General features: G+C 66.2%; 17 protein-coding genes. 14 read left to right on the top strand and 3 right to left on the bottom strand.

The genetic code is table 11. From position 1 onward, the window contains the following. Positions 1-112 precede the first annotated feature (112 nt). The 5 genes from DMR_RS25685 to DMR_RS08225 all read left to right on the top strand — a co-directional run bounded on the left by DMR_RS25685 (position 113) and on the right by DMR_RS08225 (position 5,336). Positions 113-901, top strand: a complete 789-nt coding sequence (locus DMR_RS25685) for a response regulator (RefSeq protein WP_015860448.1) — start codon at positions 113-115, stop codon at positions 899-901. Positions 902-905: 4 nt separating this feature from the next. After that, positions 906-3,281: a penicillin-binding protein 1C gene (pbpC, locus tag DMR_RS08240; RefSeq protein ID WP_015860447.1), complete on the top strand. Its 2,376-nt coding sequence runs from the start codon at positions 906-908 to the stop codon at positions 3,279-3,281. Then, on the top strand, positions 3,278-3,580 hold the full coding sequence (locus DMR_RS08235; protein ID WP_015860446.1) for an MTH1187 family thiamine-binding protein: 303 nt from the start codon (positions 3,278-3,280) through the stop codon (positions 3,578-3,580). Before pbpC ends, DMR_RS08235 begins: the two co-directional genes overlap by 4 nt. Before the next feature lie 172 nt (positions 3,581-3,752). Beyond that, complete coding sequence (locus tag DMR_RS08230) at positions 3,753-4,484, top strand: hypothetical protein (protein WP_015860445.1); 732 nt, start codon at positions 3,753-3,755, stop codon at positions 4,482-4,484. Positions 4,485-4,637: 153 nt separating this feature from the next. Next, positions 4,638-5,336, top strand: a complete 699-nt coding sequence (locus DMR_RS08225) for an N-acetylmuramoyl-L-alanine amidase family protein (protein WP_232502895.1) — start codon at positions 4,638-4,640, stop codon at positions 5,334-5,336. Between the two features lie 91 nt (positions 5,337-5,427). Here DMR_RS08225 and DMR_RS08220 read toward each other — a convergent pair whose 3' ends face one another. Next, positions 5,428-6,879 carry an NAD-dependent succinate-semialdehyde dehydrogenase gene (locus tag DMR_RS08220; protein WP_043600320.1) on the bottom strand — a complete coding sequence of 484 codons (1,452 nt, stop codon included), beginning with the start codon at positions 6,877-6,879 and terminating at the stop codon, positions 5,428-5,430. 380 nt (positions 6,880-7,259) lie between these two features. On the opposite strand from DMR_RS08220, the gene nifE reads away from it, so the two are divergent. The 9 genes from nifE (at position 7,260) to DMR_RS08175 (ending at position 17,033) form a co-directional block, all read left to right on the top strand. Beyond that, the gene (nifE, locus tag DMR_RS08215; protein ID WP_015860442.1) at positions 7,260-8,645 is read left to right on the top strand and encodes a nitrogenase iron-molybdenum cofactor biosynthesis protein NifE; all 1,386 of its coding nucleotides are present in this window, start codon (positions 7,260-7,262) and stop codon (positions 8,643-8,645) included. Next, complete coding sequence (locus DMR_RS08210; protein WP_015860441.1) at positions 8,642-9,997, top strand: nitrogenase component 1; 1,356 nt, start codon at positions 8,642-8,644, stop codon at positions 9,995-9,997. The genes nifE and DMR_RS08210 overlap by 4 nt, the downstream gene beginning before the upstream one ends. 12 nt (positions 9,998-10,009) lie before the next feature. Next, positions 10,010-11,278 (top strand): radical SAM protein, encoded by a 1,269-nt coding sequence (locus tag DMR_RS08205; protein ID WP_015860440.1) that lies wholly within the window; start codon positions 10,010-10,012, stop codon positions 11,276-11,278. 339 nt (positions 11,279-11,617) lie between these two features. Then, entirely contained in the window at positions 11,618-12,436 is an 819-nt protein-coding gene (locus DMR_RS08200) for a tetratricopeptide repeat protein (RefSeq protein ID WP_232502894.1), read from the top strand. Beyond that, positions 12,433-13,098, top strand: a complete 666-nt coding sequence (locus DMR_RS08195) for a PilZ domain-containing protein (RefSeq protein ID WP_015860438.1) — start codon at positions 12,433-12,435, stop codon at positions 13,096-13,098. The genes DMR_RS08200 and DMR_RS08195 overlap by 4 nt, the downstream gene beginning before the upstream one ends. Positions 13,099-13,899: 801 nt before the next feature. Then, positions 13,900-14,568 carry a molybdate ABC transporter permease subunit gene (modB, locus tag DMR_RS08190; protein ID WP_015860437.1) on the top strand — a complete coding sequence of 223 codons (669 nt, stop codon included), beginning with the start codon at positions 13,900-13,902 and terminating at the stop codon, positions 14,566-14,568. A gap of 14 nt (positions 14,569-14,582) precedes the next feature. Then, on the top strand, positions 14,583-15,329 hold the full coding sequence (gene modA / locus DMR_RS08185) for a molybdate ABC transporter substrate-binding protein (protein WP_015860436.1): 747 nt from the start codon (positions 14,583-14,585) through the stop codon (positions 15,327-15,329). A 72-nt stretch (positions 15,330-15,401) separates the two neighbouring features. Beyond that, a complete protein-coding gene (locus DMR_RS08180; RefSeq protein ID WP_015860435.1) occupies positions 15,402-16,109 on the top strand; it encodes an ATP-binding cassette domain-containing protein in 708 nt (235 codons plus the stop codon). A gap of 105 nt (positions 16,110-16,214) precedes the next feature. Next, complete coding sequence (locus tag DMR_RS08175) at positions 16,215-17,033, top strand: Mbeg1-like protein (protein WP_015860434.1); 819 nt, start codon at positions 16,215-16,217, stop codon at positions 17,031-17,033. A 119-nt stretch (positions 17,034-17,152) separates the two neighbouring features. Here DMR_RS08175 and DMR_RS08170 read toward each other — a convergent pair whose 3' ends face one another. Together DMR_RS08170 and DMR_RS08165 are read right to left on the bottom strand one after the other, a co-directional pair. Beyond that, positions 17,153-17,944: a 4Fe-4S binding protein gene (locus DMR_RS08170; protein ID WP_015860433.1), complete on the bottom strand. Its 792-nt coding sequence runs from the start codon at positions 17,942-17,944 to the stop codon at positions 17,153-17,155. Next, positions 17,937-18,788 carry a substrate-binding domain-containing protein gene (locus DMR_RS08165; RefSeq protein ID WP_015860432.1) on the bottom strand — a complete coding sequence of 284 codons (852 nt, stop codon included), beginning with the start codon at positions 18,786-18,788 and terminating at the stop codon, positions 17,937-17,939. The genes DMR_RS08170 and DMR_RS08165 overlap by 8 nt, the downstream gene beginning before the upstream one ends. Between the last annotated feature and the right edge of the window lie 197 nt (positions 18,789-18,985).

Below are 18,985 nucleotides of genomic sequence, written 5' to 3'. Positions count from 1 at the left end.
ACCCTCGCCGCCGCCGGGACAACGCGATACGCAGACGCGCCGTCCGGCTTGCCAGAGCAGCCGCCATCCCGTATCCAGACAGGATCATACCCTCGTCAAGGATGGCAGCAGCATGACCGACCATCGCCACGTTCTCGTCGTCGAGGACAGCCGCGTCCAGGCCAAGATCATCTTCCAGCACATCGCCGACCGCACGCCCTTTCCCACCATAGTGGCCCACAGCTTCACCGAAGCCGAAGCGGCCATGACCGAACGGCGCGACTCCATCTTCGTGGCCATCCTCGACCGCAACCTGCCCGACGACCCCGAGGGCCGCATCGTGCCCCTGGCCAAGAGTCTCGGCATCCCCTCGGTGGTCATGACCGCCAGCTTCTCCGAGGAGGTGCGCAAAATCCTGCTTGAAGAAAACGTGGTCGATTATTTCATCAAGTCCATGGCCGAGATGGAGGCCATGGAACGCCTCATCGAACGGCTGTACAAGAACCAGTTCGTCCGGGCCCTGGTCGTGGACGATTCCAAACTGTTCCGCGCCCGGCTGACCGGGCTGCTGCGCAATCTCAACATCACCGTCCTGGAAGCCGAGGACGGCCGCAAGGCCCTGGAAACCCTGGCCCAAAACGACGACGTGCGACTGGTCATCACCGACTACAACATGCCCAACCTCGACGGTTTCGGGCTCATCGAGGAACTGCGGGCCGGAAAGTCCAAGGAACGCCTGGCCATCATCGGCGTTTCGGCCGAGGGCGGCGGCCAGACCGTGCGTTTCCTCAAGGTCGGGGCCAACGATTTCCTGGTCAAGCCGGTGGAGGTCGAGGAATTCACCTGCCGTGTCCACATGCAGCTCGACATGCTCGACCTGCTCGAAAATCTCCGGGAGTTGCGCGCCGCGCACCAGGGTTGATCCCATGACCGCAACGGCTTCACGCCCGCCCCGCTGGCGGCGACGGGCGGCCGTGGCCGCGGCCGTGCTGCTCCTTGCCGCCCTGGCTGGCGGGCTGGCCCTTTTTGCGGCCACGGCCCGGCCGCCCTTTCCCCTGGCCGCGCTGTCGCCGCCGCCGGCCACGGTCGTTGCCGCTCGTAACGGCCAGCCCCTGCGCCTCTATCTCGCCCCGGACGAATCCTGGCGCTTTCCGGTGCGCCTGTCCGGCGTCGCCCCCATCCTGCCGAAACTCATCCTCGCCGCCGAGGACAAGCGGTTCTACCGCCACCCCGGCGTCGATCCCCTGGCCCTGGGCCGCGCCGCGCTGTCTAATCTCGCGGCCGGCCACGTCGTTTCCGGCGGCTCCACCATCACCATGCAGCTGGCCCGGCTGGCCCAGCCCAAGGAGCGCACCCTGGCCGCCAAATGGCGCGAGGCTCTGGCCGCCCTGGCCCTGGAACGCAAGCTCGGCAAGGACGCCATCCTGGAGCGCTACCTCAACATGGCCCCCTACGGCGGCAACATCGTGGGCGTGGGCGCGGCCGCCACCCTCTATTTCGGCAAGACGCCGGACAAGCTGTCCCTGGCCGAGGCCGCGCTCTTGACCGTCCTGCCCCGCTCGCCCCTGCGCCTTGATCCCCTGCGCCGCCCCGAAGCGGCCAAGGCCGCCCGCGACAAGCTTCTCGCCGCCATGGCCCGGCGCGGCGTCATCACCTCCGAAGCGGCCAGGGAAGCCGCCGCCGCCCCGGTGCCCACGCGCCTGGCCCAACTCCCGTTCGCCGCGCCCCATTTCGCCCAAATGGCCCGCGAGGCCGCCGGCCCCAGCCCGCGCATCGACACCACCCTGGACCCGGCCGCCCAAAAGACCGCCACCGACGTGCTGCGGTCCCGATCCCGCTGGCTGGCCGCCCAGGGCCTTGGCAGCGTGGCCGCCGTGGTCATCGAACCGGCCAGCCGCGAGGTTAGGGTCATGGTCGGCGGCGTGGACTGGTTCGGCGACGCCCGGTTCGGGCAGATAAACGGCGCGACCATCCGCCGCTCGCCCGGCTCGACCTTAAAGCCCTTCCTCTACGCCATGGCCATGGACCAGGGCCGCGTCTTTCCCCAAAGCCAGATGCTCGACATCCCCACCGGCTTTGGCGGCTATACGCCCAAAAACTATGATGGCCTGTTCCGGGGCCGGGTGACGACCGAGCAGGCGCTCATCACTTCGCTGAACATCCCGGCCGTGCGGCTTTTAAACGACGTCGGCCCGGCCCCCTTCCTCGACCTCCTGCGCCGGGGGGGCCTGACGACCTTGGACAAGCCGGCCAGCCACTACGGGCTTTCGCTCATCCTTGGCGGCGGCGAGGCCACGCTGACCTCCCTGACCAACCTCTACGCCTGCCTGGCCGACGACGGCCGGTTCCGGCCGCCCGTCTTTCTGGCCAATGCCCCGGCCGCGAGGGCCGAGCGGCTTTTTTCCCCCGAGGCCTGCGCGCTGACCACCGAAATATTGACCCGGGTCGAACGGCCCGATCTGCCCACTTCCTGGGAGCGCGCCCTGGCCGTGCCCCAGGTGGCCTGGAAGACCGGCACCTCGTTTGGCCACCGCGACGCCTGGGCCGTGGGCATAAGCGCCGGCTACGCCATTGGCGTGTGGGTGGGCAACATGGACGGCCGAGCCGTGGCCGGCATCTCGGGCGCGGTCCATGCCGGGCCGATCCTTTTCGAGCTGTTCCGGGCGCTGGAACCCTATGGTTCGCGGCCGGCGGCCAGGACCGGACTCAATCTGGCCACCATCGAGGTCTGCGCCGACAGCCGCGAGCTGCCCGGCCCCGACTGCCCCCGGCGCGTGCCGGCCACCATCATCCCCGGCCGCAGCCGCCTGACCCCTTGCCCGATCCACCGCCGCACCCTGGTGGACACTAAGACCGGCGAGCGCCTCACCGCCGACTGCGCCGCCGGCCACGAGGCCACCACCGCCGCCGTCACGGAGTATCCGGGCGAACTCGTGTCCTGGTGGCGGTCGACGGGCATCCCCTTCGAGTCGCCCCCGCCCCTGGCCCCGGACTGCCTGGGCACGGCCGGAGCCGGTCCGCGCATCGTCTCGCCAAGCCCGGCCACGGTCTATGCCGTGCGCCCCGACATTCCGGCCGACTTCCAGCAGATCACCCTGTCCGCCGACGCCCCGGCCGCCACCACCCGCTTGTCCTGGTACGTGGACGGCGAACTGGCCGCCCAGGGACCGCCCGGCGGCCGGCTGTTCTGGCGGCCCACTCCCGGCGCGCACCGCTTCGCCGTCACCGACGACCAGGGCCGCAGCCACGCCGTCACCGTGCGCGTCGAAACGCCAACCCCAACCAAGGAGGACGCCCCATGAGCGCCATTCTCGATTTCTCCATCTTTCCCCTGGACAAGGGCGACAGCCTGTCCGCCTATGTGGCCCGGGCCATTCGCATCGTGCGCGAATCCGGCCTGCCCTACGTTTTTTCGCCCATGTCCACGAGCATCGAAGGTGAGTGGGACGAGGTGCTGGCCGTGGTCACCCGCTGCAAGGAAGCACTGGAAAAGGACTGTTCCCGCATTCATGTGGCTGTGCGCATCGACTGGCGCACCGGCCCGGCCGGCCGGCTGACGGCCAAGATCCAGGCCGTGGAAGACCACCTGGCCCAGGCTTGAGGCGACTGGCCGGGCCGATTTGCAGGCGGTAAGATCGGCCTCGACCGTTGCCAAGGCCCGGCCTCGAAGGTACACAGACGGAAAAGATTTCCCCTGTCCCGCGCGACGGGCCGGCGGTCGGCCCGGACGCGCCACGCCGACGCGCGCGCACCGCAACGCCAAGGAGACGCACATGCTGGAGCAACTGGCCCAAGTCGACATGAGCATATACTTCCAGACGATCATGTTTATCGTCTTTATCGCCCTGGTCATTCGCCTGCACTGGAAGATGGGCTCCATCCCCCACATGATGGTCAGCGGCGCGAAATACCTCATCTTCATCTTCATCTTTATCTATCTGTTCCTCAACTGGGCCAGCGACGTCAATCCGACCCTGCGCAGCAGCAGCATTCTCATCATGACGCTCATAAACGTCTACATGCTCTGGCAGACCATCGTCGCCGCCATGGAGCTGCCCTACCGCCGGTCACTCACGAGCTGCGTGGAAGGCGTGTGCACAGCCGACGACCTGGAGCAGGCCTTTACCACGGGCAAGCGTTTCTACAAGGTGCGCTACTTCTTCGCCGCGCTCACCTGCGGCGGCTCGCCCTTCCACTTCCTGGCCGCCGTGGCCGCCGAACGCACCCGCGACGATCTGCACCGGGTGTTCGTCGGCCTTGATCCTAAGGCCTCGGTCTTCGGCGCGAGCCTCTACTTCCAGTTCCTGCGAAGCGCGCTGGCCGCCGACAAGTCCATGCCCGGCGACAAGCGCTCCGAACGCCAGCGCGCCGTGGAAGCCCTGGCCCGCGACCCGTGGCTCAGCGAAAAAACCAGCGACTTCCTGCACCACCTGCTGGCCTCGCCCGAGGAACTCCTCGACGCCGGCCTCAAGGAATCCCTGCGCAGCGAAGGCAAGATGATTTAGGCAAGAAGGAAGGCGAAGAATGCCTCCGGCGGCCGGGAGGGGCTCAGCCCCTCCCGGCCCCTCCCGAAAGGGGGTTATGGGATGGGCGCGGCACGGTGGTCATGTCGATTGTTTTCCGTCCTGCTCCTGGCAGCCCTCGTCGCCTTGGCGGGCTTGAGCGGAAACGCCCGGGCCGGCTGCAAACCGGCCGAACTGATCGTGGCCATCGATGCCGGCCACGGCCCCAAATCCCCGGGCGCGACCAGCGCCTCGGGACAGCCCGAATACGCCTTCAACAAACGCCTGGCCGCCGCGGTCAAGGACGCCCTGGTCCAGGCCGGCTTCAGCAAGGCCCTTCTCATTGATCCCGTCGGCACGGACCTGCCTCCGGCCGGCCGGGCCGCACGAGCCAACGCCGCCAAAGCCGGCCTGCTCATCTCCATCCACCACGATTCCGCCCAACCCCAGTTTTTCACCACGGCCGTCATCGACGGCAGGCCGCGTCGCGTCTGCGACCGCTTCGCCGGCTACGGTGTGTTCTATTCCCAGCGCAACAAAGAGGCCGCCGCCAGCCTGGCCCTGGCCCGGGCCGTGGGCCGGGAGCTTGCCGCCTCAGGCCTGCCCTTCAGCTCCCACCACGCCGCCGACATCCCGGGCGAAGGCCGCCCCATCGTGGACCCCATTGCCGGCGTCTACCGCTACGACGGACTGGCCGTGCTCCACGCCGCGACCATACCGGCCGTGCTGGTGGAAGCCGGCGTCATCGTCAACCCGGCCGAGGAACAAGCGCTTCTCACCCAGGCCCGCCAAACGCAAACAGCCCGAGCCATAGCCCGGGCTGTTGCGGCGTGGTGCCGGGAACGCGGAAAGTAGAACCGGGGATAAAGTGACGCCTCCGGCGGCCGGGAGGGGGTACCCCCTCCCGGACCCTCACGGTTTGGGGGCCGAGGCATTGCCTCCCCGCCTACGCCAAGCCGCCCAGGCAGGTATACTTCATCACCGAGTACTCATCCATGCCGTAGCGCGAGCCTTCGCGGCCCACGCCGCTTTCCTTGACGCCGCCGAACGGCGCTTCGGTGCAAGAGATGAGGCTCTCGTTGACGCCGACCATGCCGTATTCCAGCGCCCCGGACACGCGCATGGCCCGGCCGATGTCGCGGGTATAGAGGTAGGCGGCCAGGCCGTATTCGGTATCGTTGGCCATGGCGATGGCTTCGGCTTCGGTCTCGAAGGGGAATACCGGAGCCAGGGGGCCGAAGATCTCTTCCCTGGCAAAGGCCATGGCCGGGGTGGCGTGGGCGATGACCGTGGGTTCGAAGAAATTGCCGCCCAGGGCATGGGCCTTGCCACCGAGGGCCAGCCGGCCGCCCTTGCCCACGGCGTCGGCCACCTGGGCGTGCATGCGGGCCACGGCCTTGCCGTCAATGAGCGGGCCTTGGTTCACGCCCTGGTCCAGGCCGTTGCCCACGGACAGGCCGGCCACGGCTTCCACCAGCCGCTTAACAAAGGCGTCGTGGATGCCGGCCTGGACGAGGAAGCGGTTGGCGCAGATGCAGGTCTGGCCGGAGTTGCGGTATTTGCTGGCCATGGCTCCGGCCACGGCGGCGTCGATGTCGGCGTCGTCGAAGACGATAAAGGGCGCGTTGCCGCCAAGTTCCATGGAGACCTTTTTGACGGTCCCGGCGCATTGGGCCATGAGCGCCTTGCCGACCTCGGTGGAGCCGGTGAAGCTGACCTTGCGCACGGTGGGGTTTTCGGTGAGTTCCGCGCCGATGGCCCGGGCGTTGCCGGTGACGATGTTGACCACGCCGGCCGGGATGCCGGCCCGGATGGCCAGTTCGCCCAGGGCCAGGGCGGAGAACGGCGTCTGGGAGGCAGGCTTGACGACCGTGGGGCAACCCATGGCCAGGGCCGGGCCGACCTTGCGCCCGATCATGGCCATGGGGAAATTCCAGGGCGTGACGACGCCGCACACGCCAACCGGTTCGCGGGTGACGAGGATCATGCGGCCCCGGGCATTGGCGGGGACGATGTCGCCGTAGGCCCGGCGGGCCTCTTCGGCGAACCAGCGGATATAGCTCGCGCCGTAGCCGATCTCGCCGGCCGACTCGGCCAGGGACTTGCCCTGCTCCAGGGTCATGAGCTTAGCCAGATCGTCCTTGTTGGCCAAGATGAGGTCATGCCAGCGCAGGAGCATGTCGGCCCGCTCCAGGGCGGTCATGGCCCGCAGGGCCGGCCAGGCTGCGTGGGCGGCCTCGATGGCCCGGCGGGTTTCCTCGCGGCCGCAGCGCGGCACATGGCCGAAGATTTCGCCGGTGGCCGGGTTGTCCACGGCCACGGTCTCGCCGTTATCGGCCGCCGTCCACTGGCCGTTGATGAGGCAGGCTTCCCGGAAAAGGCGCATATCGTGAAGCATCGTCATTTCCTCCTGGGGCATGGCCGGCTGCGCGCCGACGCTTTCGGGCCGTGTAGACGCCTTGCCTGGTTGTGTCAAAACAGACAGAAGACCAATTCCAGCCTCTTGCGGCCTGAAAAACCCGACGAATGAGTCGATTGAGCTGCGAAACAGGCCGTTTGAGGAAGAGCCGGCCGAGCAAAACGTGTTTTGGTCATGCACGCGCATTTTTCCGACAAAGGTCGCGCTCGGTCTACAATTCTGTCGGGGAGTCTGCGACAAATTTGTTTCCAGGCACAGTTTCCAGCGTTATCGATCAATAAAATCAATATATTGCAATCTGGCACGCTCCTTGTAGAGTCACGATCGTCCTGACAATTGGCGACAGGAAAAGGAGCGTTATGGAACAGGCGATTTTCGAGGAGCGGCGGGATCAGATCCACCGTACCGGCGAGGGGCCCTTCGAGCTGGCCTGCAACCGCGACAGCCTGGCCGGGGCGGTGTCCCAGCGGGCCTGCGTTTTTTGCGGCTCGCGCGTGGTGCTCTACCCCATCGCCGACGCCCTGCACCTGGTGCACGGCCCCATCGGCTGCGCCGTCTACACCTGGGACATCCGGGGCGCGCTGTCCTCGGGCCCGGAACTGCACCGCCTGAGCTTTTCCACCGATCTCCAGGAAAAGGACGTCATTTTCGGCGGCGAGAAAAAGCTCAAGGCCGCCCTGCTCGAACTTATCGAACGCCATAAGCCCAAGGCGGCCTTTGTCTACGCCACCTGCATCGTGGGCATCATCGGCGACGACGTGGCCGCCGTGTGCCGCGACGTGGCCGAAAAAACCGGCATCCCGGTCATCCCGGTCCAGTCCGAAGGCTTCAAGGGCAACAAGCGCGAGGGCTACACCGCCGCCTGCAAGGCCATGTTCACCCTGACCGGCTCCGGCGACACCTCCGACATCAGCCCCATTTCCATCAACATCCTGGGCGACTTCAACCTGGCCGGCGAGATCTGGATCATCCGCGACTACTTCAAGCGCATGGGTGTGGAGACCGTGGCCAACATCACCGGCGACGGCCGGGTGGACGACATCCGCCGGGCGCACGGCGCGGCCCTCAACGTCGTGCAGTGCTCCGGGGCCACCATGGAACTGGCCAAGATGATGCAGGACAAGTACGGCATCCCGTTTATCCGGGCGTCCTACCTCGGCATCGAGGACATGGCCGACTCCCTCTACGCCGTGGCCGAACATTTCAAGGACCGCGACCCGGGCATTATGGAACGCGCCCAGCAGGTGGTGCGCGAGGAACTCTCGGTGCTGCTGCCCCAGCTCGGACAGTACCGCAAGGACCTCGAAGGCAAGAAGGTGGCCATCTACGTCGGCGGCGCGTTCAAGGCTTTCTCGCTCATCAAGGCCTTCCGGCACCTCGGCATGAAGGTGGTGCTCGTCGGTTCCCAGACCGGCACCAAGGAAGACTACGAGGAGCTGGCCGCCATCTGCGACCCGGGCACGGTCATCGTGGACGACTCCAACCCCTTGGAACTCTCCAAGTTCGTCAAGGAACTCGACGTCGATCTCTTTGTCGGCGGCGTCAAGGAGCGGCCCATCGCCCACAAGCTCGGGGTCGGCTTTTGCGACCACAACCACGAACGCAAGGAAGCCCTGGAAGGCTTTGTCGGGATGCTCAACTTCGCCCGCGAGGTCCACGCCTCGGCCACCAGCCCCATCTGGCGGTTCGTCCCCCGCCGCGAAGCCATGGCCAAGGCCGAAGCCGCCAAGAAGGAGGCCATATGAGCGACTCGCCCTACGTCTCCACCACCAATGCCTGCAAGCTGTGCACGCCGCTGGGCGCCGCCCTGGCCTTTCGGGGCGTCGAAGGGGCCATCCCCTTCCTGCACGGCTCCCAGGGCTGCGCCACCTACATGCGCCGCTACATCATCAGCCATTTCCGCGAGCCCATGGACATCGCCTCCTCGGCCCTGGGCGAAAAGCAGGCCGTCTTCGGCGGCGGGCCCAACCTTAAAAAGGGCATCCTCAATGTCATGAGCAAGTACGGCGCGTCGGTGGTCGGCGTGGCCACCACCTGCCTGACCGAGACCATCGGCGACGACGTGCCCCGGCTGCTGGCGGAATTTCGCAAGGAGTTCAGCGATCTGCCCCTGCCCGAGATCGTCCATGTCTCCACCCCGAGCTACTCCGGCACCCACATGGAAGGCTGGCACGCCGCCGTGGCCGCCCTGGCTTCCCAGCTCGTGCAGGTCAAGGCCGAGCCGCAGCGGCGGGTCAACCTCATGCCCGGCCTGGTGTCGCCGGCCGACCTGCGGCACTTAAAGGACATCCTGGCCGACTTCGGCGTGGCCGCCACGGTCCTGCCGGACATCTCCGACTCCATGGACCGGCCGGCCCTGCTCGACTACGAAAAGCTCCCGGCCGGCGGCACCACCCTGGCCGACATCCGGGCCATGTCCGGGGCCCTGGGGTCCATCGAATGCGGCCGGGCCGACCATGTTGCCGAATCGGCCGGGGCCAACCTGGAACGCCGCTTTGGCGTCAAGAACCTCCGGGTCGGCATCCCGGTCGGCATCCGCGAGTCTGACGCCTTTTTCGCCGCCCTGGAAGAGCTGACCGACGTGCCCACCCCCAAGAAGTACCAGGACGAGCGCGGCCGGCTGGTGGACGCCTATGTGGACGGCCACAAGTACGTGGCCGGCAAGCGCGCCATCGTCTACGGCGAGGAAGACTTGGTCATCGCCATGACGGCCTTTTTGGCCGAGATCGGGGTCAAGCCCATCCTGTGCGCCACCGGCGCGACCTGCAAGAACTTCAAGGCCCAGCTCGCCGCCGTGACCGAGGGGCTCTTGCCCGAACCGCCCGAGGCGCGCGAAGGCGTGGACTTCCACGACATCGCCGAGCAGGCGGCCGATCTGGCCCCGGATCTGCTGGTCGGCCACAGCAAGGGCTACACCTACGCCAAGGCCTGGAACGTGCCGCTCATGCGGGTGGGGTTCCCCATCCACGACCGCTTCGGCGGCCAGCGGATGCGCCATGTGGCCTACGGCGGAACCCAGGAACTTTTCGACCGACTCGTCAACGTCGTCTTGGAACGCAAGCAGGAAGACAGCGCCGTGGGTTACGGCTATCTCTAAAGGAGCGCGATCATGACCACCGAAAAGGACCTCTCCAAGCACCCGTGCTTCAATCGCGAATCCGCCGGAACCTGCGGCCGCGTCCATCTGCCCATCGCGCCGAAGTGCAACATCATGTGCAACTTCTGCAACCGCAAGTACGATTGCGTCAGCGAATCGCGCCCGGGCGTCACCAGCGCCGTGCTCTCCCCGGCCCAGGCCCTGCTCTACATGGACAAGGTGCTGGAAAAGGAACCCCGCATCACCGTGGTCGGCATCGCCGGCCCGGGCGACCCCCTGGCCAATCCCGAGACCATCGAGACCATCGCGCTTCTCAAGGACAAGTACCCGCATCTGCTCTTCTGCCTGTCCACCAACGGCCTGGCCCTGCCTGCCCACGCCAAGACCCTGGCCGAACTGGGCGTCACCCACGTCACCGTCACGGTCAACGCCGTGGACCCGAAAATCGGGGCCAAGGTCTATTCCTGGGCCCGCGACGGCAAGGTCATCCTGCGGGGCGAGGCCGCGGCCGCCCTGCTGCTGTCCCGCCAGCTCGAAGGTATTAAGATCCTCAAGGAACACGACGTCATCGTCAAATCCAACACCATCGTCATCCCTGGCGTCAACGACCATCACGTGCTGGAGGTCTCCAAGACCCTGTCGGAGCTTGGCGTGGACATCCAAAACATCATGCCCATCTTCCCGGTGGCCGACACGCCCTTTGCCGACGTGCCCGCCCCCACCCACGAGCTCATCCACAACCTGCGCGAAAAGGCCAAGGACGTGGTGCCCCAGATGACCCATTGCAAGCGTTGCCGGGCCGACGCCGTGGGGCTTCTGGGCAAGGACCTCTCGGGCGAGATGGCCGGCATCCTCGGCGACTGCGCCAAGGCGCTGCCGGGCGTGGACCTGGCCAAGCGGCCCTACGTCGCCGTGGCCAGCCGCGAGGGGCTTCTCGTCAACATGCACCTGGGCGAGGCCCACAAGTTCCAGATTTGGAAACAGGACGGCGACAACTTCGTCTTTGTCGAGGACCGCTACGCGCCCGAACCGGGCGGCGGTACCAAGCGCTGGATCGACATGGCCAAGCTTCTTCTGGATTGCCGGGCCGTGCTCATCGCCGCCTGCGGCGAGACACCGCGCAAGGTTCTGGCCGATTCCGGGGTGCTGCCCTACGAATGCTCGGGTCTGGTGGAATCGGCCCTGGCCGAGGTCTACGGCGCGGGTGACCTGTCCAAGCTCAAAAGCCGACGCAAGGGTCTGGGCAAGGCCTGTTGCGGCGGCGGTGGCGAGGGCTGCTAGGCCGGCGGGCTGGGACCGTCCCTCGGTTCCCGGCCAACCTGTGGGACCAACCGGATCCGGTGCATCCATACGACAGGCGGAAGGGACACGACGCGAACAGGCAATCAGTTAGTCAATATCGAACTCCACAGGGGCGGCGCTTGTTTCGACACGGCGTCGCCTTTGTTTTGACAAGACGCCTGACCGGGTGTAGTCGGTTACTGTTGTAGTTGGGCCTTTTCGCCCGACCAGGCTGCCGCATGATTGCTAATCTTCCGCATTCGCCTGGAAAACCCGGCAATTTCTTCGACTCACACTTGTCTTCGTTGGTCGAATCGCCCCGACCCCATGGATTGCATCGTGTCCACTGATATGACGGCCGTTCCCGAGCAGGATGAGGAACACGACGAGAACCCACTGGCCCATTGCCGCATCCTGGGCGTGTATTCCCTGGTCAAGGCGGCGGGCACCGGCCATGGGGCCACGACCCGCACCTATGAACAAAAAACCCTGTGGTTCGTGCGTCGTACCGAGGACGACGAATATGTAGTGCAGGCGCTTAACGCCAATTCCATCCCCTCGGGGCCGCTGGCTGTCGTCACCAAGGGCGAATTCATCAAAAACTACACTCCTGAAGTAGGATATTACGAGAAGCGCTGCCTGCCCTTTGTCGATTCGCTCAAAAAAAAGCTGGCCCAGGCCGACAAGTACCTGGCCGATGACGACCTGGACGCGGCGGAAAAGGAATTCTGCAAGGCCCTGCTCCTGGACGAGAAGCATCCCAAGGCCAACATCGAGCTTGGCAAGATCCACATGCACAAGGGCGACGGCAAGAAGCTGGCCGCGGCCATGCGCCGGCTTATGAGCAACGACGCCATCTTCCAGGAACAGGAACGCCATCTGTTCAACGAATTCGGCATCAGCCTGCGCAAGGAAAAGCACTTCACCGAGGCCATCGCCTTTTACGGCAAGGCCCTGGAACACAACGACGCTGACGAGAATCTGCATTTCAACATCGCCCGCGCCCTGGCCGAATCCGGGCATATCGACAGGGCCGTCAGCCACCTGGAAACCGCCCTGTCCCTGGACCCCGCGTTTGACGCCGCCCGCAAGTACCGTGATTTTCTGGCCAAAAACGGCGCTGCCGGGGCTGTTTCCGAAGGCGGTAGCCCGTCATGAGCGTCCCGGACCTCAACCACTTCCACTGCCCGCCGGGGGCCAAGGTCATCCTGGAACTGTCCGGGTTACCGGACAAGCTGGCCACGGTCTGCGTGGGCCACGTGCGCGGCCGTTTCGTCGTCACCCAGGCCCCGGCCGTACCGGACACCGGCCGTGAGGCCCTCTACCAACTCCTGTATCCCGACAATACGGCCATTGTGCGCTATCTCCACGAAGGCACGGTGGTGGGCTTTTCCACCCAGGTCATCCGGTTTATCCAAATTCCCTTTCCCCTGGTCTTTTTCACCTTTCCCAAAAAGCTCGAATCCCACGACCTGCGCCGCCATCCACGGGTGGCCTGCTGTCTGCCGGGCCAGGCCTGCGTGGCCGGGGCCGATCTGGCGGGCATGGTCCTGGACCTCAGCCACTCCGGCTGCCTGTTTTCCGCCGCCTTGCCCGAGACCACGCCGACCAAGGCCCCGGCCGTAGCCATAGACGACGACGTGCTGTTGCGCTGCGGCCTTTTCGGCCAATCCCCGGACACGGCCCTGGCCGGAGTAGTCAAGCGCGTCTCCCTGTCCGGCCGCCGGTTGGAACTGGGGCTCAAGTTTCGCAAGCTGCCCGAACCGGCCAAACAGGCCATTGGTTCCTATCTCGACCAGGCCCTGTCCGTGCTGAGCTGAGCCCGAACCGCTCCCCAGGCCGTCACGAGGCCGACCCGCCCTTTGGCGGCAACACCCCTTTCCGGCTCTGCTACGCCGGCAACGCCTCGCGCTTCTGCGTCTACGCGCTTTCCTTTGACCTCCCAACCGTGTACAGCCTCACCGGACCCTGGCCGGTTCCTCACCCCGCAGCCGAGCGGCTTTACCATCTCCGTGCTGCCTCGCCGGGTCTTCGCCGACCATCCCTCGCGGCAGCGCGGCCAAACCCCACGATCCCGGCCTTACCCTGACGGCCGACTCCATCCCTGCCAAGCCGTCTTTGCCCCACTGCACAGACAAAAATGTCGGACAAAACCGTCGCTTGTGGCGACGCCGCTTCCCTTTGCCATCCAAGGCCTTATACTTTCAGACATTGCCAGGGCTTCTGCCATGGCATCAAGTTTGCTTCAAAGAAAAACAGCCAGGAGGCCGCCATGCTTGTGCCCCTTATCGAAGCCCTGCTTGAAAGACTTCTTCGCAAACAGCCCGCACCGGTTCCCTGTCCCGTGGAACACGACGATCAACGTGACCGCCGACGCGCCAGACGTCAGCAAGACAACTGACACGGCAATATAAAAACAAGTGACTCTCACACTTCTCCATCAAGCGTGCCGCAACGACGTCTGTCGACAGCACAAAGAGACACCCATATTCTATTTGCCGTGACATTCTGTACTTTATGCAATGAAGTCATGTAGGTTGCCCAGATTATCGTCCGCCACGACATAAATGCCTTTCATTTTGTCGCGGCGCAGCGGCAACTGACACGGGAGACGCCTTTTCATGCTAGACGCCAGCGTCCTGCCGCCTCTGCTCCTCACCTTCAAGGTGGCCACCCTGGCCACGGCCCTGGCCGCTCTGCCGGCGGTCTGCCTGGCCCGATTGGCCCAGGTGCGCGATTTCCCCGGCCGCGACGTCGTCGACGCCGTGCTGACACTGCCCATGGTGCTGCCGCCCACGGTCCTTGGCTACTACATCATCGTGGTGCTTGGCCGGCGCGGGATCATCGGCTCCTGGCTGTGGGACGCCTTCGGGGTGACCATCATGTTCACCTGGCAGGGCGCGGTGGTGGCGGCAGCGGTGGTGGCCTTTCCCCTGGTCTACCGTTCGTCCAGGGCGGCCTTTGAGGGTGTGGACGGCAATCTGGAAAACGCGGCCAGGACGCTTGGGGCTTCGGAGACGGCCATCTTTTTACGGGTGTCGTTTCCCCTGGCCCTGCGCGGGGTCGTGGCCGGCGTGGTGCTGGCCCTGGCCCGGGCCATGGGCGAGTTCGGGGCCACCCTCATGGTGGCCGGCAACCTGCCGGGCAAGACCCAAACCCTGTCCCTGGCCGTGTACAGCGCCACTCAGGCCGGCAACGACGCCCTGGCCAACGAACTGGTGCTGCTCATTTCCGTGGCCTGCGTGGCGCTTCTCGTGTTCGTCGCCAGAATCGTGAAACCGAAAGCCTAGAGGATGGAACACGCATGAAAAAACTGCTGCTTACCCTGGCCCTGTGCCTTTCTCTGGCCGCTCCGGCCGCCGCCGGCGACATCACCGTCTCCGCCGCCGCCAGCCTCACCGACGCCTTCAATGAAATCAAGGGCGTGTTCACCAAGGACCATCCCGGCGTCAACGTGACGTTTAATTTCGCCGCCTCCGGCGCGCTGCTCTCCCAGATGGCCCAGGGCGCGCCCGTGGACGTCTTTGCCTCGGCCGACCAGAAGACCATGGACCAGGCCGTCGAGAAAAAGCTCGTTGACGTGCCGACGCGGGTCAACTTCGTCCAGAACGCCCTGGTCATGGCCGTGCCGGCCGATAACCCGGCCAAGCTCAAGGACCTGACCAATCTCACCGCGCCGGCCGTCAAGCGCATCGCCGTCGGCAACCCCGATTCCGTGCCGGTCGGACGTTACACCAAGGCGGCGCTGACCAAGACCGGCCTGTGGGACGCCATCTCCGGCAAGTTTGTTCTGGCCGAGTCCGTGCGCCAGGTGCTCGACTACCTGTCCCGGGGCGAGGTCGATGCCGGTTTCGTCTACGCCACCGACGCCAAGCAGGGCGGCGACAAGGTCAAGACCATCCTTGAAGTGCCCGTGGAAACCCCGGTCACCTACCCCATCGCCGTGTTGGAAGCTGCCAAGGACAAAAAAGACGCCGCCGCCTTCGTGGCTTTCGTCACCGGCTCCAAGGGACAGGCCATCCTGGCCAAGTACGGCTTCAAGAAGCCCTAAGGCCCGCCGTTTCCATGACGCTCCCGGGGCCGGCCCCGGGAGCGTCCAACCAGCCGCCCATCGGAGCCGCCCATGCGCATTGTCGTGGACATCCAGAAAACCTACTGCTGCGGTGGACGCGAATTTCATCTCGACGCCGCTTTTGCCGTGTCCGGCAACCGGGCCGTGCTGTTCGGAGCCTCGGGTTCGGGCAAGACCCTGACGCTGCGCGCCCTGGCCGGCCTGCTGCGGCCCGATTCCGGCTCCATCAGCGTGGACGGCCGGGTCTTTTTCGATTCCGCCCAGGACGTCTTCGTGCCGCCCAGGCTTCGCCGCATCGGCTACGTGTTCCAGGACTACGCCCTTTTTCCCCACCTCACCGTGCGGCAAAACGTCGCCTTTGGCCTCTCACCCCTGACCGGCCGGCTCACGCCCCAGGCCGCCGAGCACGTCCAGAAAACCCTGGCCCTTTTCGGCATCGAGGGGCTGGCCGACCTGCGTCCGGCCCGGATTTCCGGCGGCCAGCGCCAGCGCGTGGCCCTGGCCAGGGCGCTGGTCTGCGAGCCAGGCGCCCTGCTCCTGGACGAACCCTTCTCGGCCCTGGACATTCCCCTGCGCCAGAAGGTGCGGGCCGAGCTGGCCGGCATCCTTTCGCGCCTGGACATTCCGCTGATCATGGTCACCCACGATCCGGCCGATGTGGCCTTTTTCGGCGGCGAGGTGGTGCGCTACGGCGAAGGCCGGGTCATCGACATGCACTCGGCCGAGGACATGCGGCGTTCCATGGTCAAGGTGGCCTAGGGCGGCGAGCCGCCCTGTTGACGCCCTGCCCGCCCGAGCGTAGCCTGGGCCAAAATTGCCCGGCGAAAACGGCCTGTTGCCCCAAGCCGCCGGAAACGGACCGCCATGACCCTGACCGCCGCCAATCTTGACGCCTCCCTGGCTGTTATCACCGAGGCCAGCTACCGAGAAGACGCCTCCCTGATAAGCGCCCTGGAAGGGGCCGGCTACGTCCAGCTCGACCTTGACGGCGACGGCAACGGCACGTCAAAGGCCGGCAGCGCCGCCTTCGACGCCTGGACCACGGTAGCCAACAATCAGACCGTGGCCGTCATCGCCTTTCGCGGCACCGACGACATCGATTATTCCACCGACGGCCTGACGGCTTATCTCGGCAGCGCCGACGCCGCCTACTGGTTCGACACCGTGGGCTACTACGACCAGCTTTCGGCCAAGACGGCCGCTTTTGACGCCGCCGTGGACAGCCTCGGCATCGGCCAGGTCTACGTGACCGGCCACAGCCTCGGCGGCGCGGCCGCCCAGGCCTACATGGCCGCGCATCCCGACGACGCCGACACGCGCTACGCCGCCGTGGTCTTCGGCTCCATGGGCCTGTCCGGCGATGACGCCGGCTATGCCGCCGATGCGCGCATCGTCAATTTCGTCGCGCCGTCGGACTATTCCACGCAGCTCGGCACACAAACCGCCGGCCTGACCGTGAGCTTCAGCGACGCCGCAGGCAGCCTCGACTCGGGCCTTGACCTGTCCACACTGCTGGCCGATCCGGCTTCCTACTTAAGCGTCCACGGCACGGGCCTGTACCTGACCGCCGCCGCCGACTATGACGCGGCCAAAGCCGGCATCCCTTCCACCGAGACGACCACGTTCTTCACCTCCACGGTGACGCTTGGCGGCCTGACCCTGACCGTTTCGCCGCTCGGCTAGCTTCTCCCCCGCCGACCCGGCGCGCCCCCCCTTAAACCTTTCCTATTTGGGGGGTCCGGGGGTCTCAGGCCCCCCGGCCGCCGGAGGCATCTTCTCATCCTTACCCCTTTCCATCACCCCTAGCTGCGCCCCGCTTCGCGGGGCTTGCGGCCGAGGCCGATGGCGTCGACGGGGCAGCTGTCCAGGCAATCGCCGCAGTTGGTGCAGTTGGTTTCCTCGGGCCGGGTCGCCATTTCGCAGACCGTGGCGCATTTGCCGCAGCCGTTGCAGGCCGAGGTTTTGTAGACCTTGAACAGCGACGCGCCCTTGAGGAGCTCCAGCGCCCCGCCGGTGGGGCAGGCGAAGCGGCACCAGGCTCCGGCCAGGGCCAGGCCCAGGACGAAAAACCCCAGCACCGCGCCGGTGCGCCACAGCCACAACGGCATGGCGTGCTCGAAGGTCAGGGCGGCGGCCTGGAAAAAGGCTCCCACCCGGATGGGCACGTCCACCCGGGGCTGGCCCAGGGCGTAGTAGACGTAGAGGCAGCCGGCCAGGGCCAGGTACTTGCCCGTCGCGGTCCACCGGAACAACCGGGACATGCGGCCAACGACGGCCCGGCCGAAGGGGGCGAGCTGGCCGGCCAGGGACACGGCCAGCCCCCCCGGGCAAGCCCAGCCGCAAAAGGCCCGGCCAAAAAGGAGCAGGCTGGCCGGCAGGGCGAGCCAAAAGCCCCAGTACATGGGCAACAGCCGGCCGTGGCAGGTGATGACCGGGCAGTTCTGGCAGCTCACGTAGGGTACGACGAAGGGACAACGCAGGATGCCATAGAGACTCCACTGCCCAAGGACGGCCGCGCCAAGGACCTGGGTCGCCCTACGCCAGACCTTCAGCCGCGTTTTCGGGGCGGCCTTGGCCGCCAGGCTCTCAGACATCCCGCACTCCGTATTTTTCCACCAGTTCGCGGCCCTTGTCCGACACGGCCGGCACGAAGCCCATGCGCTCGAAATGGGCTTGGCCCTCGGGCGAAACGAGATAGCCGGCATAGGCCTCGGCCAGTTCCCGGTTTTTGGCGCTTTGCATGACGCCCACGGTGAAAGTCATGGGCGGCGGGGGGAAGAGCTTCTCGTCGATGGGCACGATGTCCACCCGCCCGGCGAAGGCCGGCAGGCGGGTAAGCCGCAGTTCCACCACCGAGACATCGCCCCGGCCGGCAATGACGTCGTCCATGGTGCGCTGGACGCAACTGCCCATGACAACGGCGTTTTTCTTGGCCGCTTCCAGAACGCCGGCCTTTTCCAGGATTTTAAACGCCGCCGCGCCGCCAGGCGGCGAGGCCTCCGGGGCCAGTACCACCTTGACGCCGGACCGGGCCAGGTCGGCCACGCTGGCGATGCCGGCCGGATTGCCCTTGGGCGTGACCAGCACGTATTGGGTGAAGCACAAGGGCTTGAACCAGGCCATCTTGCCCTCGGCCCGCAATTTCTTGGCCAGATCGAGAACCCGGCCGGCGAAGACGTCGGTGGTGGCCGATCCCAGAAGCGACTTGCCCAGGGCGGCGGCAAAGGCTCCGGTATAGACGACCGTGGCCCCGCGCGCCGCCTCGAAGGCGGCGTTGGCCGGCATCATGGCCTCGGCCAGCCCGCCGCAGGACCAGACCTGCAACACCTCGCCCGGGCCCGAAGCGGCCGCCGGCCGCGCTCCCAGGAGCGCCGTCCCGGCCGAGGCCGCGGCCAATTGCAAAAACCGCCGGCGCGACGCGCCAGTTTCCTTTTCCATGCATCCCTCCCGGCAAAATACACTGCTGTTGTCGTGAACCCTGCTTCCTACCCGCGCCACCGCGCCAAATCCAATACATGCTTCCGATGGCAGGCCGAAAAATCCATCGGAAGGCCCGATTTTGGCTTGCCAAAGGGTGGTCTTTGCGCGCAAACCCGGGAAGCCCCCTTGACATGGCCCCAGGCCGGCACTAGAGA

Source organism: Solidesulfovibrio magneticus RS-1 (assembly GCF_000010665.1).
Classification (GTDB): Bacteria; Desulfobacterota; Desulfovibrionia; order Desulfovibrionales; family Desulfovibrionaceae; genus Solidesulfovibrio; species Solidesulfovibrio magneticus.
Note: the sequence above shows the minus strand (reverse complement) of the source record. Positions and strands in the feature narration are given on the sequence as shown.